16 protein-coding genes are annotated in these 15,704 nt (G+C 70.9%); 1 reads left to right on the top strand and 15 read right to left on the bottom strand.

Annotation, left to right across the window (positions count from 1 at the left end):
• On the bottom strand, nt 1–1,128 hold a 1,128-nt coding region (locus Q0L15_RS18970; RefSeq protein WP_296606072.1), incomplete at its 3' end, for an FAD-dependent oxidoreductase.
• An 86-nt stretch (nt 1,129–1,214) separates the two neighbouring features.
• On the opposite strand from Q0L15_RS18970, the gene Q0L15_RS18975 reads away from it, so the two are divergent.
• Nucleotides 1,215–1,871, top strand: a complete 657-nt coding sequence (locus Q0L15_RS18975; protein ID WP_296606074.1) for an SDR family oxidoreductase — start codon at nt 1,215–1,217, stop codon at nt 1,869–1,871.
• Between the two features lie 26 nt (nt 1,872–1,897).
• Here the strand turns inward: Q0L15_RS18975 and Q0L15_RS18980 are convergent, their stop codons facing one another.
• From Q0L15_RS18980 to Q0L15_RS19045, 14 genes are all read right to left on the bottom strand, one after another.
• Entirely contained in the window at nt 1,898–4,735 is a 2,838-nt protein-coding gene (locus Q0L15_RS18980; RefSeq protein ID WP_296606075.1) for a DEAD/DEAH box helicase, read from the bottom strand.
• Nucleotides 4,736–4,745: 10 nt separating this feature from the next.
• A complete protein-coding gene (locus Q0L15_RS18985) occupies nt 4,746–5,621 on the bottom strand; it encodes a diacylglycerol kinase (RefSeq protein WP_296606076.1) in 876 nt (291 codons plus the stop codon).
• A 40-nt stretch (nt 5,622–5,661) separates the two neighbouring features.
• Nucleotides 5,662–6,069, bottom strand: a complete 408-nt coding sequence (locus Q0L15_RS18990; protein ID WP_296606078.1) for a hypothetical protein — start codon at nt 6,067–6,069, stop codon at nt 5,662–5,664.
• A complete protein-coding gene (gene tatC / locus Q0L15_RS18995; RefSeq protein WP_296606080.1) occupies nt 6,066–6,833 on the bottom strand; it encodes a twin-arginine translocase subunit TatC in 768 nt (255 codons plus the stop codon). Before tatC ends, Q0L15_RS18990 begins: the two co-directional genes overlap by 4 nt.
• 93 nt (nt 6,834–6,926) lie before the next feature.
• Entirely contained in the window at nt 6,927–7,211 is a 285-nt protein-coding gene (tatA, locus tag Q0L15_RS19000) for a Sec-independent protein translocase subunit TatA (protein ID WP_296606081.1), read from the bottom strand.
• 45 nt (nt 7,212–7,256) lie between these two features.
• Complete coding sequence (locus tag Q0L15_RS19005) at nt 7,257–8,249, bottom strand: YafY family protein (RefSeq protein WP_296606084.1); 993 nt, start codon at nt 8,247–8,249, stop codon at nt 7,257–7,259.
• The gene (locus tag Q0L15_RS19010) at nt 8,246–9,217 is read right to left on the bottom strand and encodes a WYL domain-containing protein (RefSeq protein ID WP_296606087.1); all 972 of its coding nucleotides are present in this window, start codon (nt 9,215–9,217) and stop codon (nt 8,246–8,248) included. Before Q0L15_RS19010 ends, Q0L15_RS19005 begins: the two co-directional genes overlap by 4 nt.
• Nucleotides 9,218–9,251: 34 nt before the next feature.
• Nucleotides 9,252–10,208: an FKBP-type peptidyl-prolyl cis-trans isomerase gene (locus tag Q0L15_RS19015; RefSeq protein ID WP_296606088.1), complete on the bottom strand. Its 957-nt coding sequence runs from the start codon at nt 10,206–10,208 to the stop codon at nt 9,252–9,254.
• Nucleotides 10,209–10,390: 182 nt separating this feature from the next.
• Nucleotides 10,391–11,752 carry a Pup--protein ligase gene (pafA, locus tag Q0L15_RS19020; protein ID WP_296606090.1) on the bottom strand — a complete coding sequence of 454 codons (1,362 nt, stop codon included), beginning with the start codon at nt 11,750–11,752 and terminating at the stop codon, nt 10,391–10,393.
• 106 nt (nt 11,753–11,858) lie between these two features.
• Complete coding sequence (locus tag Q0L15_RS19025) at nt 11,859–12,830, bottom strand: hypothetical protein (RefSeq protein WP_296606091.1); 972 nt, start codon at nt 12,828–12,830, stop codon at nt 11,859–11,861.
• A gap of 153 nt (nt 12,831–12,983) precedes the next feature.
• A complete protein-coding gene (gene prcA, locus Q0L15_RS19030; protein ID WP_296606093.1) occupies nt 12,984–13,781 on the bottom strand; it encodes a proteasome subunit alpha in 798 nt (265 codons plus the stop codon).
• A gap of 4 nt (nt 13,782–13,785) precedes the next feature.
• Complete coding sequence (prcB, locus tag Q0L15_RS19035) at nt 13,786–14,637, bottom strand: proteasome subunit beta (RefSeq protein WP_296606094.1); 852 nt, start codon at nt 14,635–14,637, stop codon at nt 13,786–13,788.
• A gap of 3 nt (nt 14,638–14,640) precedes the next feature.
• Nucleotides 14,641–14,838 carry a ubiquitin-like protein Pup gene (locus tag Q0L15_RS19040; protein ID WP_296606096.1) on the bottom strand — a complete coding sequence of 66 codons (198 nt, stop codon included), beginning with the start codon at nt 14,836–14,838 and terminating at the stop codon, nt 14,641–14,643.
• A 17-nt stretch (nt 14,839–14,855) separates the two neighbouring features.
• A partial coding sequence (locus Q0L15_RS19045; protein ID WP_296606097.1) for a proteasome accessory factor PafA2 family protein occupies nt 14,856–15,704 on the bottom strand: 849 nt, incomplete at its 5' end.

Raw genomic sequence — 15,704 nt, forward strand, 5'->3', positions numbered from 1 at the left:
CTCGTCGACGACCAGCCGAGCGGCCGAGGGGCAGCCCTTGGTGAAGCCGTAGAACGGCCCGAAGTCGCGGGTCGCGGCGAAGCCGAGCACGTAGAGCCCGGGCAGGCTGGTCTCGAAGCCTTCGGAGAGATCGGGGAAGCCGTCGGTGACCGACACCCGGTCGAGCACGCCCGAGAGGTACGGCACCTGGGACAGGTCGGCCCGGTACCCGCAGGCGAACACCACGTGGTCCACCTCCAGCGTCGACCCGTCGCTCAGCCCCAGGACGACGGCCGGCCCCTGCGCCGTCACGGAGTCGACCTCCGTGCGCGGGTGGCGGTGCACCACGTCGGGTGTCAGCCGCGGGACCAACCAGTGCTCGAGGGTCAGGCGCCCGACCTCCCAGAACCGGCGTGCCACCGCGGCCTGGTCCGCCGCCGGGAGCTGGCGCCACCAGCCACGGTGGGCCAGGGTCTGCTCGACGTACTCGTCGACGAAGCCCCAGCTGACCTTCGCGAAGTCCGGGGTGTCGTGGCGGTGGACGACGTCGACCCGCGCGGCCCCGTGGTCGCAGAGCAGCGCGGCCCACTCGTAGGCGCTCTGCCGGCCGCCGATGACCGCGACCCGGGCTCCCGCGAGGTCGTCGAAGGCCACCAGCTCGCTGGTGTGGGAGCGACATTCGGCAGGCACCTGCTCGTGCCAGTCGGGCAGCTGCGCGAAGTAGCCGACGCCCGGGGCGGCGACCACCCGGTCCGCCTCGATGCTCGTGCCGTCGGCCATCGAGGCCACGAAGCCCGGGCCGCCCGACGACGGTCTCAGCGAGTCGACGAGACGCTCGTCGGGCCGCAGGCCCTTGTGCTCGGCGAACCAGTCCGTGTGGTCGAGGAAGACGTCGAGAGGGATCGGGTCGTGGTCGGCCGGGTCGAGTCCGCGGTCCTCGAAGTACGCCGCGAAGGTGTGCTCGCCGGTCGCGTCCAGGTGCCAGTCGGGCCCCGAGCGCAGGTACATGTCGGCGGGCATGTGATCGCGCCAGGCCGCCATCGGCAGCCCCACGACGTGGGTGTCGACGCCGCGGTGACCGGCGTACGCCGCGGTCGCGTAGGCATAGGGTCCGGCTCCGATGACAAGCAGGTCGGTGCGTACGGGCATCGGCCGCCCTCCCTCCCCAGGGTGAACGTTGATGTGACGTACGTCGCACGGTACTGCCCAACCGCCCGGCTCGTACGGTGAAGAGCATGACTCGGATCGCGATCGTCGGGGGCCACGGCCAGGTGGCCCGTCAGCTCATCCATCTCCTGCGCCGTGCCGACCACGACCCGGTGGCCTTGGTGCGCAACCCCGACTACCGCGAGGACCTCGAGGGACGGGGCGCCGAGGTGCGCATCCTCGACATCGAGCACCAGGGATCACGGGAGTTCGGCGAGGCCTTCGCCGGGTGCGACGCGGTCGTCTTCGCAGCGGGCGGGGGCCCGGACGGCAACATCGAGCGCAAGCGCACCGTCGACCTCGAAGGGTCGCTGAAGTCGATCGAGGGTGCCCAGACGGCCGGCATCCGCCGGTTCGTACAGGTCTCGGCCATCGGCGTCGACGACCCGCTGCCCGACGACACCGGCGAGGTGTGGCGTGCCTACGTCGAGGCCAAGCGCGACGCGGACGCCGCCCTGCGCGCCAGCGACCTGGACTGGACCATCATCCGGCCCGGCCGGCTCACCGATGACCCCGGCACGGGGCGGGTGGCCCTCGGCTCGGACGTCGTGCGGGGCGACGTCACGCGCGCGGACGTGGCCGCGGTGGTGGCCGCGGTGCTCGACGTCCCGACCAGCATCGGGAAGCAGTGGAACCTGGTCAACGGCGACGTCCCCGTCGGCGAGGCCGTCCGGTCCGCCCACTGACGGGTGTCGAGGCGTTCGGCGAACGACTACTCGTCGTCGGCGAGCGAGGAGTAGGCGACCACACCGCGCCGCATGGCCTGGATCATCTCGCGCGCCGTCTCACGCAGCGGGGTGGGACCGGCCGCGTCGGCGACCTGGCCACCGAGGTCGAGCAGCTGCTTCATCCAGCGCACGAAGTCGCCCGCTGCGAGGTCGCTGGCCACCAGGACGTCGTCGAGCGCGTCCCCCTCGGCCCACCGGTAGGCGACCCAGGCGAAGCCGAGGTCGGGCTGGCGCAGGAAGTCGAGCTTGTGGTCGCGCTCGAGGGCGTCCAGGCTCCCCCACAGCCTCACCATCTCGCCGATCACCTCGCGCACGCCGCCGCCGGGGATCCGGGGCGCCGAAGCGTCGTCCGGGCGGCGGGCCTCGAACACGAGCACCGAGAGAGCGGCCGCCAGACCGGAGGGCGACAGGTCGTCCCAGAGGCCGAGCCGCATGGACTCGGCCGCGAGCAGGTCCATCTCGGAGTAGAGACGACGCAGCCGAGCGCCGCGCTCGGTGACGCGAACGTCGGCGTCCTCGGTGAGGTAGTCCAGCGCGGTGAGCACGTCGCACACCCGGTCGAACTGCCGCGCGACGGTGTTGGTGCGCTGCTCGACGCGCCGCTTGAGCGTCTGGGCGTCGCGGTCGAGCTTGAAGTACCGCTCGGCCCATCGCGCGTGGTCCTCGCGGTCGGGGCAGTCGTGGCACGGGTGGGCCTTGAGCTCGGTGCGCAGTCGCGCGACCTCGTCGTCGACCTGGGTGCGTACCCGGTCGCCGCGGTCGGCGCGGTCGCCGCGGCCCGGGGGCGGCGGGGTCAGGTCGTGGGTGCGTGAGCGCAGGGCCGAGGCGAGGTCGCGGCGCATCTGCGGGTTGCGGCCGTTGAAGTTCTTCGGGATGCGCAGCCGGGCCAGGGCCGTCACCGGGGTCGGGAAGTCGATCATCGCCAGGCGACGCGCCTGACGATCGGCGGTGACGACGTACGGTCGGGGGCCCTCCGCGGACCAGCCCGGGTCGACGACGACCGCGAGGCCGGCGAACTTGCCGGTCGGCACCTCGATCACGTCGCCGGGGCGTAGCGCCCGCAACGACTCGATCGCCTCCTCGCGCCGGTCGGCCCGCCGCGCCCGGCTCGCGTTCTTCTCCGTCTCGCCGATGCGCCGGCGCAGGTCGGCGTACTGCATGAAGTCGCCACGCTCGCACGTCGCGGCCTCGCGGTAGCCGGCCAACGCCTCCTCGCTCTTGCGCAGCTGCCGCGCGAGCCCGACGACCGCCTTGTCGGCCTGGAACTGGGCGAAGGACTGCTCGAGCAGCTCGCGGGCCCGCTCGCGCCCGAACTGGTGCACGAGGTTGACCGCCATGTTGTACGACGGGCGGAACGACGACCGGAGCGGATAGGTGCGGGTGGAGGCCAGTCCCGCCAGCTCGCGCGGGTTCATGCCGGGCTGCCACAGCACGACGCCGTGCCCCTCGACGTCGAGGCCGCGGCGGCCGGCCCGGCCCGTCAGCTGGGTGTACTCCCCCGGCGTGATGTCGGCGTGGGTCTCGCCGTTCCACTTGCTCAGCTTCTCGATCACGACCGTGCGAGCGGGCATGTTGATGCCGAGCGCGAGGGTCTCGGTCGCGAAGACGACCTTGCACAGCCCCCGCGCGAACAGCTCCTCGACGCATTGCTTGAACGCGGGCAGCATGCCGGCGTGGTGGGCCGCCACACCGCGGGTCAGGCCGTCGAGGAAGTCGTGGTAGCCCAGGACGTGCAGGTCCTGCTCGGGCAGGTCGCTGCAGGCCTCCTCGACGTAGGCGTAGATCGCGTCGCGCTCCTTGGGCGTCGTCAGGCGCACCCCGGCATTGAGGCACTGGGTGACCGCGGCGTCGCAGCCGACCCGGCTGAAAACGAACATGATCGCCGGGAGCAGGCCGTCGCGGTCGAGGCGGTCGATGACGTCGGGGCGGCTGGGGATCCAGACCCGCCGGCCGTTGCCGACGTTGCGTTGCCCGGCCGTCGGGGCGCCCTTCGCGCCGGCCTGGGAGCGACCCCGCGGGCTGCGGCGGTCGCGGATGCGGGTGCTCGCCCAGTCGTCGCGCGCGATCTTGACCAGCTCGTCGTTGACCGGAGCGCCCTCCTTGACGAAGCCCGCGGCGGCGTCGACGTCGGAGGAGGCGAACAGGTCGAGCAGCCGCCGCCCGACCATGACGTGCTGGTAGAGCGGCACCGGACGACGCTCCTCCACGATCGTGGTGGTGTCGCCGCGCACGGTCTCGAGCCACTCGCCGAACTCCTCGGCGTTGGAGACCGTGGCCGACAGGGAGACCAGCGCGACCGACTCGGGCAGGTGGATGATCACCTCCTCCCACACGGCCCCCCGGGAGCGGTCGGCGAGGTAGTGCACCTCGTCCATGACGACGAACCCGAGGCCGAGGAGGGTGCGCGAGCCGGCGTACAGCATGTTGCGCAGCACCTCGGTGGTCATCACGACGACCGGCGCCTCGCCGTTGACGACGTTGTCGCCGGTCAGGAGGCCGACCTGGTCCGCCCCGTAGCGGGCGACCAGGTCGTGGTACTTCTGGTTGGACAGCGCCTTGATCGGCGTCGTGTAGAACGCCTTGAGTCCTGTCGTGAGGGCGAGGTGGATCGCGAACTCGCCGACGATCGTCTTGCCCGAACCGGTCGGGGCCGCCACCAGGACGCCTCGGCCCTCCTCGATGGCCTGGCAGCCGCGCACCTGGAAGTCGTCGAGCGCGAAGTCGTAGAGCGCGCGGAAGTCGCGCAGGACGGGGTGCTTGCGGGCCTTGCGGTAGTCGGCGTACCGCTCGGACGGGCTGAGGTCGTCCGCGGCGCTGCTCATGGCGTCCAACCTACGTGAGCACCGTCAACGCCCCGGGCGCGCACTCCACGGTCAGTGGGAGCGCGCCGAACCGCTCGCCGTCGGCGTACGAGACGATGCCGGGCGCCGCGACGGTCACCCGACGGACCCGGTGGTGCTCGTACTGCGGGTGGGTGGTGTGGGTGCCCTTGAAGAGCTTGGGATAGGTCCGCACCAGGCCGGCCTTGGTCATCGGCTTGATGATCACCACGTCGAGCATGCCGTCGTCGAGGACCGCACCCTCGGTGATGCGCAGCCCGCCGCCGAAGGACGGGCCGTTCCCGACGGCGACCAGCATCGCCTCGAGGGTGCGGCTGCGGCCGTCGAGGTCGAGCGTGTACGGGATCGGTCGGAACGTGCGCAGCTCGGCGAGCGTGGCGATGTTGTAGCGCATCTGCCCCCTGGGCCAGGTCATCGCGTTGGCCCGTTCGTTCACGATCGCGTCGAAGCCGGCGGCCAGGACCGTGACGAAGTGCTGGGTGCCGCTGCGCGCCAGGTCGACGGTGCGGGTGCGGCCGGCGAGCACCACGTCGGCGGCGGCTGCGGGATCCTTGCGGGGCACGCCGAAGTAGCGTGCCACGTCGTTGCCGGTGCCGGCCGGGATCAGGCCGAGCGGTACGCCGGTGCCGGCGACCGCCTGCACCGCGAGGTGGGCCATCCCGTCGCCACCGACGACGACCAGCGCGTCCACGCCGTCGGCCACGGCCTGGTGTGCCAGGTCCTGGGCCTCGCCGGCGTCGCGGCCGGCGAGGTTGCGCACGGAGTGGCCGGCGCCGCGCAGGCGAGCGAGCGCCACGTCGCGGAACCGGGCACCCCGGCCCTTGCCTGCGGTCGGGTTCGTCAGCAGCGCGATGTCGCGGTCGGTCACGCCGGCGAGACTAGTGGTGATCGAGCGCCGAGGAGGCCCGCTAACGCTTTTCGACGCCGATGCGCAGCAGCACCGAGTAGCGCTCCACCGAGGCACCGACGGCGAGCGCCAGTCGGCCCACGGCCTCCAGGACCAGGTCGGCCGTGAACGACGTGCCGGGCACGGCCAGGGTGAGTCGCCCGTCGCGGCTGACCGTCAGCACCTGGCCGTGACGCCAGGCCTGGTGCGCGTCGTGGCGCACGGACTCGGTGGCGACCGCGACGGGGTACGCCGGGTCGACCGCCAGCAGGTCGCACGGCAGCGGGTCGTGGCCGGACCCCGTCAGGTGGCCCGCGACCGCGTGGCCCCGGCGCACCCCGCTCTCGGCGGCCCACGTCACGTCGGACTCCCCGAGCCACTCCGGCAGGTCGAACGGGTCGACCGGGTCGAGGCTCTCGGCGGGCTTCACAGCGGCGAGGGCTGGTCGGGGTCGAGGTCGGCGTACGGGCGCCGCTCGGCCTTGCGGCGGTCGTGGACGCGCGCGATCACCTCGGAGATGAAGTACAGCAGGACCATCGGGACGGCCATGAACGTCATCGTGAACGGGTCCGTCGAGGGGGTGGCGACCGCCGCGAAGACGAAGATGCCGACGATGATCCACGGCCGGTAGGCCCCCAGCGCCTTGCCGGAGACCACACCCGCGAGGTTGAGCATCACGACGAAGACCGGGATCTCGAAGGCCAGCCCGAACACCAGCAGGGTGCGGGTGAAGAACTGGAGGTACTCGCTGAACTCCACCAGGTTGGTGATGCCGGGCGGGTTGAGCCCGATCAGCACCTCGAGTCCCTTGGGCAAGGTGACGTAGCCGAGCACGATGCCGACCAGGAACAGTGGCGCGGCGACCGAGACGAAGGTGATCGACCAGCGCTTCTCGTTCGGGTGGAGCCCGGGGAGGATGAACGCCCAGATCTGGTAGAGCCAGACCGGGCTGGTGCCGATCAGCGCCGCGAAGCCGCAGAGCTTGAGGTAGAGCATCAGGCCGCCGCCGGCGCCGTTGGTCGTCGCGAGGCTCGAGCCCTCGGGCAGCGCCTTCTGGGCGTGCTCGTAGGGTCCGTAGACCAGGTCGTAGAGCGGGTCGAAGAAGAACAGCGCGGCGATCAGGCTGAGGAGCAGGATCAGGGCGACCCGCAGGATGCGGGCGCGCAGCTCTCGCAGGTGGTCCGACAGGGCCATCCGCCCGTCGGGGCCGACGGGGTGGACGGGTCGGATGGAGAAGAGTCGGAGGATCCCTCGAACGGCCACGGGCGGTCAGGTGAGGGGCGGCGTTCAGCCGTTGTGCTGGTCGGTCTGGCGGTCCTGGGCGGTGGGGAGGTCCTGGGACGGCTGAGCCGGCTGGGACGGCGGGGGCAGCTCGGAGGCCGCCGGGGGCGGCGTCGCGGACTTCTCGTCGTCCTCACGCAGGCCCTTGGTCTCGGCCTTGAAGATGCGCAGCGCCTGACCGGTGCTACGGGCGAGGTCGGGCAGCTTGGCGGCACCGAAGACCAGGATCACGATCGCCAGGATCACGAGCCATTCGGCGCCCTGGGGCATTCCAATCAAGGGGTAGAGCATCGGGTCCTCATCCGTCGGTGTCGGTTGTCGTCATCGTACGCCCGCTCACTCGTAGAGGCTGAGCGTGTCGCGCGCACGGCGCGTGAACGCCTGGTCGAGCTCGGGTGGACTGAGCACGTGGGCGTGCGGCGCCAACCGCAGCAGCAGCCGCTGGAGCCACCGTTCGTCGGCGACGAGCAGGTCGACGTCGAGTGCGCCGCCGCGCCGGGTGCGCACGTCCTCCACCGGGTAGTACTCGACGATCCAGCGGGCCTCGCGATCGACGCGCAGCGTCACCGGCGTGGTGTCGTCGGCGCGCCGGAACAGGCCGTCGGACAGGTCGCGTGGCGGTTCGGGCTCGGTGGTCACGGGGGTGTCCAGCACCGTCGCCTCGTCGATCCGGTCGAGGCGGAAGAGTCGTGGTGCCTCGGCACTGTGGCACCAGGCATCGAGGTAGGTGAACCCGTGCGCCGACACCAGGCCGCGGGGGTCGACCACGCGCTCGGACTGCTCGTCACGCGAGGGGACGAAGTAGGACAACCGCACCTGACGGCGCCGCGCGACCGCGTCGCGCAGGTCGCCCTCGAGCCGTGCGAGGTCGAGCCGGTCGGGGTGGTCCTCGCCGGGGTCGATCTGCTGGGCGGCCGAGCCCTCGGCGGCGGCCGCCTCGAGCTTGGCCAGCGCCCGGTCGACGATCTCGCGAGTCTCTTCGCTGGCGGTGCTGCGCAGCGCCCGCAGGGCGACGATGATCGCCGTGGCCTCGGTGGGCGTGAGGCGCAGCGGCCGGGAGAGGTAGTCGGCGTTGGACACCCGGATGACGCCGTCGGCCTCCGGGCCCTCGAGGGCGTCCAGGTCGACGTCGATGAGGTCGTCGGGGTAGCCGCCGGGCAGCCCGCACATCAGCAGCACCTTGAGGTCGCCGAGCACCTGCTCCGGCGCGATCCCGAGCGCGCCGGCGGCCTCGTCGAGGCGCACCTCGCCGTGGCTGTGCAGGAACGGCACCAACGTCAGCAGCCGGGCCACCTGGTCCTTGGCCCCGCTGGGCGCGGGCGCGCTCACGAGGCCTCCGCCACGACCGCGCGGAGCCGACGGACGACCTCGTCACGCAAGGAGGCGGGCTCCTCGACGTACACGTCGGGACCGTAGCCGAGCACCTCGTCGGCCACTCCTGGCCCGGACCGGCTGATCGTCACGCGGTCCCAGCCGGTGCGGTCGTCGGGCCCGGTCACGCCGGGCTCGGTGCTCTCGGCGTCGCGGCGCAGCGCGAGGCCGGAGCCGGCCCGCACCAGGAGGACGGCCCGGGTGAGCGTCGGCTGGGGCGCCAGGCGCATGGTGGTGGCGCGGACGTCGGTACCGGGCGGGATGTCGAACGAGCCGGGCGCACCGGTCCTGCGAGCCTCGCCCTGCACCCGCGAGAGGCGGAAGACCCGCTCCTCGTCGCGGTCGGTGTCCCTGCCCACGACGTACCAGCGCCCGGAGTAGCGCACGACGCCCCACGGCTCGAGGTGGCGGGTGGTGGAGGTGGTCGCGCCGGCGCGGCGGTAGTCGAACTCGACCGGGGTGCGCTCCTGGGTGGCCTCCCAGAAGACGTCGAACGACGGCTCGTCGGCGCTCAGCCGCGGCTGAGCGATGTCGAGGGCGCCCACGTCGAGCGGCAGGCCGAGCGCCGTGAGCTTGCGGACGGCCTCGGTGGTGGCTTCGGCCAGGCGGGCGTGCTCCCAGACGCGGGTGGCGAGGCCGATCACGGCGGCCTCGTCGGCGGTCAGGGAGACGTCGGGCAGCGCGAACTCGTCGGGCCGGATGCGGTAGCCCGGCTCGTCGTCGAAGTACGCGTCCATGTTGCCGACCTCGATCGGCACGCCCAGGCTGCGCAGCTCCTCCTTGTCGCGCTCGAACATCTTCTCGAACGCCTCGGTGCTGGAGTCGGGGTAGAGGATCGCCCGGATCCGGTCCTTGGAGACGTAGTGGCGCTGGACCAGCAGCATGATGAGCAGGTTGAGCAGTCGCTCGCTCTTGTGCACCGCCATGCTGCTGATCCTCGCGTGTCCGAGCCGGTGGGTGCTACTGCTGGGCCGGCTGCGCGTCGACGATGTCGAGCACGAAGTAGAGCGTGCTGTTCGCTGGGATGCCGGGCTGCTCCTGGGCGCCGTAGCCCAGGTCCGCGGGGATCTGCAGCAGCACCCGGCTGCCGACCTTGAGCCCGTCGAGCCCGTAGATCCACCCCTGCACGAGGCTGTTCAGCGGCCGGACCAGCGGCTCCTTGGAGAAGCTCTCGTCGAACGGCTTCTTCGCGCCGTAGACCATGCCGAGGTAGTTGGCCGTGATGGTGGAGTCGGGGGTCACCGTCGCGCCGGTGCCCTTCTTCACGACGGTGCGCAGCAGGTCGCCGCCGTCCTCGGGCTTGGGCAGGCCCTTGAAGTCGAGGGAGACCGGCTTGCCGTCCTTCTCCACGATCTTGGGCATCTGGCTCGACGGGACGTCCTTGGGCGTGGGCGGGGTGAACTCGCCCATCAGGTCGACCACGAGCAGCACGGTGTCGGTCGGCGCGATGCCGATCGAGGTGTTGCCGGCCTCGCCGAAGGCGTCGGCGCCGGTGGCCGTCACGGCGACACGCGAGCCGAGCTTCTGGCCGAGGACGGCGTCCTTGAAGACCGGGGCGAGCTGGTCGTTCGCGGTGACGGTCTCCTCCTGCCCACCGTCGTCGTAGCTGCTGTAGGCCTGCTTCTGGGTGTAGCCGTTGCCGATCCAGAGGTTGACCTGGACCTGGTCACCATCCTCGATCGTGTCGCCGTCACCCTCGGTGACCACCGTGGTCTCGGTCTTGTCGACGTCGAGCTTGCCGTCCCACTTCACCTCGGGGGCGCTGCCGATGTCGCCGGTGATCGTGATGCCATGGACGGTCCCGGCCGCGTCGCCGCCTCCCCCGTCGGAGGAGTCGTCGGAGCCGCAGGCCACCAGCGTGGTCGCCAGGACCAGCGGCAGCAGGGCGGCGGGGAGGCGTCGGAGACGTCGAGACACAGAATCAGCCTTCACATGAGACTCGGTGGGACCTGACACAGCGCGGCACACACTAGCCCCCGACCCTGAGTGGAGCCTGATCGCGGTCCGCGGGTCGGCGATCCCTGCGGTTTGGTCACCAACGGCAGCCCGGCGAGCCGATCTGTTGTCGTTGGTGACCAAACGACGTAGGGCTGGCGGGGTCACATCCCGTCGATCAGGCGCTGGACCCGCTCGTCGTGGGCACGGAACGGGTCTTTGCACAGCACGGTCCGTTGGGCCTGGTCGTTCAGCTTGAGGTGCACCCAGTCGACGGTGAAGTCGCGCCGGCGCTCCTGGGCGCGGCGGATGAACTCCCCGCGCAGACGTGCCCGGGTGGTCTGCGGCGGCACCGACTTGGCCTCGAAGATCTTCAGGTCGGTCGTCACGCGGGCGACCTTCCCGCGCTTCTCGAGCAGGTAGTAGAGGCCGCGACCCCGGTGGATGTCGTGGTAGGCCAGGTCGAGCTGGGCGATGCGGGGGTGGCCCAGCGGCAGCCCGTGCTTGGCGCGGTACTGCTCGATGAGCTTCCACTTGATCACCCAGTCGATCTCGCGGTCGACCAGGCCGAGGTCGTCGGACTCGACTGCCTTGAGACCGCGCTCCCAGAGGTCCAGCGCCTGCTCGATGAGGGGGGTGCTGATCTCGCGCCGGTCGACGAAGTCGCGCGCCTTGCTGAGGTACTCCTGCTGGATGTCCAGAGCGCTCGCCTCGCGCCCGTTGGCGAGCCGGATCTTGCGGCGGCCGGTGACGTCGTGGGAGATCTCCCGGATCGCGCGGATCGGGTTCTCCATCGTGAGGTCGCGCATCACCACGCCCTCCTCGATCATGCGGAGGACCAGGTCGCAGCTCGCGACCTTCAGCATCGTCGTGGTCTCACTCATGTTCGAGTCGCCGACGATCACGTGCAGGCGGCGGTACTTCTCGGCGTCCGCATGCGGCTCGTCGCGCGTGTTGATGATCGGACGCGAGCGGGTCGTCGCGCTGCTGACGCCCTCCCAGATGTGCTCGGCACGCTGCGAGACGCTGTAGCTGGCGCCGCGTGGCGTCTGGGTGATCTTGCCCGCCCCGACGATGATCTGGCGCGTCACGAGGAACGGGATCAAGACGTCCGCCAGGCGGGAGAACTCCCCCGCCCGATCCACCAGGTAGTTCTCGTGGCAACCGTAGGAGTTGCCGGCCGAGTCGGTGTTGTTCTTGAACAGGTAGATCTCCCCCGCGATGCCTTCATCGTGCAGGCGCTGCTCGGCGTCGAGGAGCAGACCCTCGAGGACCCGCTCCCCCGCCTTGTCGTGGGTCACGAGCTCCACGATGTCGTCGCACTCGGGTGTGGCGTACTCGGGGTGGCTGCCCACGTCGAGGTAGAGACGGGCCCCGTTGCGCAGGAAGACGTTGCTGCTTCGCCCCCAGCTCACGACCTTGCGGAACAGGTAACGCGCCACCTCGTCCGGGCTCAGGCGGCGCTGTCCCTTGAACGTGCACGTCACGCCGTACTCGTTCTCGATCCCGAAGATCCGCCGGTCCACGGGCTCAGCCTAGGCGCAGGCTGGTCGCCAGCGGGGCGTTGTCCGCGTGTGGCGGCAAGCCCGCGTGGTTGCGGTTTGGTCACCAACCACGTGGATAGGCGGCGTCTCAGGCGCTCCGGGACCAGTCCATGAGGCCGGTCTGACGCCGCCAACGGTTCATGATCCGCTCCCGGCCAGCTTCGGAGTACAGCGAGTTCTCGACGAGACGGCGCCAGCGCGCGAGCCGGCGCGGAACGTGGGCGCGGCCCAGGGCGCGGTCGATCTCGTGCATGACGACGGCTGGGTGGTTGAGCAGGTCGTCGAGCGCGTAGCCGCACCGGACGTACGGCGAACCGGCCCACGCCCGCTCGCGCCGCATGTCGACCCGGTGCTGGTGCTTGTCCCGGTGGTGCTCCCCGTCGTACTCATGCGCACGGTCGGTGCCGGTCACGAGCAGGTCGACCCGGCCGATCGCTGTGCCCTTGTCGTCGAAGAGCTCGACCTGCGGCTCGACCGCGACGTCGATCGCCTCGTGGAACAGACGTAACACCGATTCGCCTGGGGACTCGCTCTTGGGATTGGCGAGGAGGTACGCCGCTCGAAGCACCCGCACGCCGGGGCGCCCACTGTTGAGGACCGCCTCCATGCGGGTCGGGTCCACGTCGCCCTTCCGCAGGGCGGAGTCGAGGACGACCACGAGGTCCAAGGCACCGAAGTCTCGGGCCATCCGAAGCAGGATCTCCTCGGCGGCCTCGACGGGGAGCCCGCGGCGCTTCGCCGGGTCACGGGGTCGCACGAGCCGAGAGCAGATGAGGCCGTGGCGCCGAGGCCGGCGGTCCTTCTGGTCGACCGCGACGAAGACCGGGACCTGGTCGGGGAGCTTCGGCAGACGCCAGCCACGCAGCCGCGCTCCGGTGACGTGGGTGTAGACCGCCGACTTGGGTAGGAGGAGCAGGTAGGCCTTCAGCTCTCGGACGAGCTGCTCTTGTTCGGTGACGTCCTCGCGCAGGCGCAGGTAGAGCCCGTGGCTCACTCGCTGGTGGCCCACGAGACGCACCTGTCCGCGGATCGGCTTGTCATCGTCGTCCTTCGTCACCATGCACTGCAGCGTGCGCACCGGCAACCGGGACCAAACCGGCGCAACTGGCAGCTGTGGATGACACCGCGACGACTGCCCCGGCGGTTTGGTCACCAACGACAGGGACCGAGCCCCGATGGATGTCGTTGGTGACCAAACGGCGGAAGACCGGCCTCAGGAGATCGGCGGGGCCACCGGCGGGTCGTCGCTACCGGACGACGCCGCGGGGTCTGCGGGCTCCGCGGGCGGCTCGGGGGCTGATGCGGTGGGCCCGCGCTCGCCGAGGAGCTCCTCGAGGCGCGCTGGACGCACCCGGCTGAACTTGCGCGGCTGGCTGCGCGTGCGGTCGAGGACGGCGACCTCGAGGTCGTCGACGGGGATCGCCCGGTCCTCCGCGTCAGCGGTGTGCCCGAGGGCAGCGACCGCGAGTCGTAGCGCCTCGTCGAGCGACGCGTTCGCGGCATACCGCTCCTTCAGGTACGACGCCACCACGTCGGCTGCGCCGCCCATCACGGCGAAGCCGTGCTCGTCGGCCACCTGACCGTCGTAGGTCAGCCGGTAGAGCTGGTCGTCAGCAGCGTCGTCGCCGATCTCGGCGACGAACAGCTCGACCTCGTAAGGCTTCTCACCGCCGCTGGAGAAGATCGTGCCCAGCGTCTGCGCGTAGGCGTTGGCCAGCCCACGACCGGTGACGTCGCGCCGGTCGTAGGCGTAGCCGCGCATGTCGGCCAGGCGCACGCCGGCGATCCGCAGGTTCTCGAACTCGTTGTAGCGGCCGACCGCGGCGAACGCGATCCGGTCGTAGATCTCCGAGACCTTGTGCAGGGCCTGCGAGGGGTTCTCGGAGACGAACAGGATGCCGTCGGCGTACTGCACCGCCACGACCGAGCGGCCGCGCGCGATGCCCTTGCGCGCGAAGTCGGCGCGGTCCTTCATCAGCTGCTCGGGCGAGACGTAGAAGGGCATGCTCATCGGGTCACGCACCTTCCGTGGTCGTGGCGTTCAGGGGGGCGTGCGGGCCGTCGGGACTGCTCATCCGGCCGGCGATCACCCGGTCTGCGATCGCGGCCACCTCGCTGTCCGGCATCCGACGCCCACCGTCGGCGGTCATCACCTGGACGACGGGGAAGATGCGACGCGTCACATCGGGGCCGCCTGTGGCCGAGTCGTCGTCGGCGGCGTCGTAGAGCGCCTCCACGACCGCCTGCACGGTCTGCTCGGCGGTGAAGTCGGATCGGTAGAGCTTCTTCAGCGCCCCCCGCGCGAACAGCGAGCCCGAACCGACCGAGTGGAAGGCCGTCTCCTCGTAGCGCCCGCCGGTGACGTCGTAGCTGAAGATCCGGCCCTGGTCGGCGGCGAGGTCGAATCCCGCGAAGAGAGGTACGACGGCCAGCCCCTGCATCGCCATCCCGAGGTTGGAGCGGATCAGTGCGGCGAGCCGGTTGGCCTTGCCGTCCATCGACAGCGTGCTGCCCTCGATCTTCTCGTAGTGCTCGAGCTCGGTCTGGAACAGCCGCACCATCTCCACCGCGAGACCCGCGGAGCCGGCGATGCCGACGGCGGAGAACTCATCGGCCGGGAAGACCTTCTCGATGTCGCGCTGGGCGATGATGTTGCCCATCGTGGCTCGCCGGTCACCGGCCATCACCACGCCACCAGGGAAGGTGGCGGCGACGATCGTGGTGCCGTGCGGCGCGAGGTCGCCGGCCTGGCCCTGGGGTACGGCGCGGCGGCCGGGCAGCAGGTCGGGCGCCTGCTCGGCGAGGAAGTCGGAGAACGACGAGGAGCCCGGCTGCAGGAACGCGGCCGGGAGGCGGGGGTCGCTCAAGGCCTACTCCCCGCCCTTCTGGATGAACGACTTCACGAAGTCCTCGGCGTTGGTCTCCAAGACGTCGTCGATCTCGTCGAGGATGTCGTCGACGTCGCTGTCGAGCGCCTCCTTGCGCTCGGCGACGTCGGTCTCAGGGGCGGTCTCGACGACCGCCTCGGACTCAGACGACTTGCGCGGCTGCTTCTGCTCCTGTGCCATGCGTCCAACCTATCCACTCAGCGGGTGAGAGCGGTGAACAACTCCTCCGCCGTCTCACAGCGGTCGAGGAGCGCGCCCACGTGGGCCTTGCTGCCGCGCAGCGGATCGATCGTCGGGACCCGCTGCAGCGACTCACGCCCGGGCAGGTCGAAGATCACCGAGTCCCAGGACGCCGCGGCCACGTGGTCGGCGTACTTCTCCAGGCACCGGCCACGGAAGTAGGCGCGCGTCTCCTCCGGCGGGTCGTGCATCGCCGAGTCGACCGCGACGTCGTCCAGGAGTCGCTCGATGCGACCCCCGGCCACGAGCCGGTGGTAGAGGCCCTTCTCGGGCCGGATGTCGGAGTACTGGTAGTCGATGACCTGCAGCTTCGCGTCGTCCCAGGCGAGCCCGTCGCGCTGGCGGTACTGCTCGATGAGCTTGAGCTTCGCCACCCAGTCGAGCTCGCGTGCGCACAGCATCGGGTCGCGTTCGAGCCGATCGAGGACGGATTCCCACCGCGCGAGCACGTCGAGGGTCTGCGGGTCGGCGTCGGAGCCGTAGCGGTCCTCGACGTACTTCTTCGCCAGGTCGAGGTACTCCAGCTGCAGCTGGATCCCGGTCAGCTGGCGCCCGTCGGTGAGCGTGACCAGGTGGCGCAGCGTCGGGTCGTGGGAGATCGCCCGCAGGCCGGCGACCGAGCCGTCGACGGTGAGGTCGGTGCTGATGAACCGGTCCTCGATCATCGCCAGCACCAGGGACGTGGTGCCGACCTTGAGGTACGTCGCGACCTCGGAGAGGTTGGCGTCGCCGATGATCACGTGCAGACGGCGGTACTTCTCGGGGTCGGCGTGCGGCTCGTCGCGGGTGTTGATGATCGGTCGCTT

This window comes from Nocardioides sp. (assembly GCF_024509035.1).
Taxonomy (GTDB): domain Bacteria; phylum Actinomycetota; class Actinomycetes; order Propionibacteriales; family Nocardioidaceae; genus Nocardioides.

Coding starts and splice junctions, on each gene's coding strand:
- tatC (WP_296606080.1), bottom strand. CDS start 6,833: ATGGCCCTGTCGGACCACCTGCGAGAGCTGCGCGCCCGCATCCTGCGG.
- Q0L15_RS19025 (WP_296606091.1), bottom strand. CDS start 12,830: ATGGTGACGAAGGACGACGATGACAAGCCGATCCGCGGACAGGTGCGT.
- Q0L15_RS18975 (WP_296606074.1), top strand. CDS start 1,215: ATGACTCGGATCGCGATCGTCGGGGGCCACGGCCAGGTGGCCCGTCAG.
- prcA (WP_296606093.1), bottom strand. CDS start 13,781: ATGAGCATGCCCTTCTACGTCTCGCCCGAGCAGCTGATGAAGGACCGC.
- Q0L15_RS18980 (WP_296606075.1), bottom strand. CDS start 4,735: ATGAGCAGCGCCGCGGACGACCTCAGCCCGTCCGAGCGGTACGCCGAC.
- tatA (WP_296606081.1), bottom strand. CDS start 7,211: ATGCTCTACCCCTTGATTGGAATGCCCCAGGGCGCCGAATGGCTCGTG.
- Q0L15_RS19040 (WP_296606096.1), bottom strand. CDS start 14,838: ATGGCACAGGAGCAGAAGCAGCCGCGCAAGTCGTCTGAGTCCGAGGCG.
- Q0L15_RS19010 (WP_296606087.1), bottom strand. CDS start 9,217: ATGGCGGTGCACAAGAGCGAGCGACTGCTCAACCTGCTCATCATGCTG.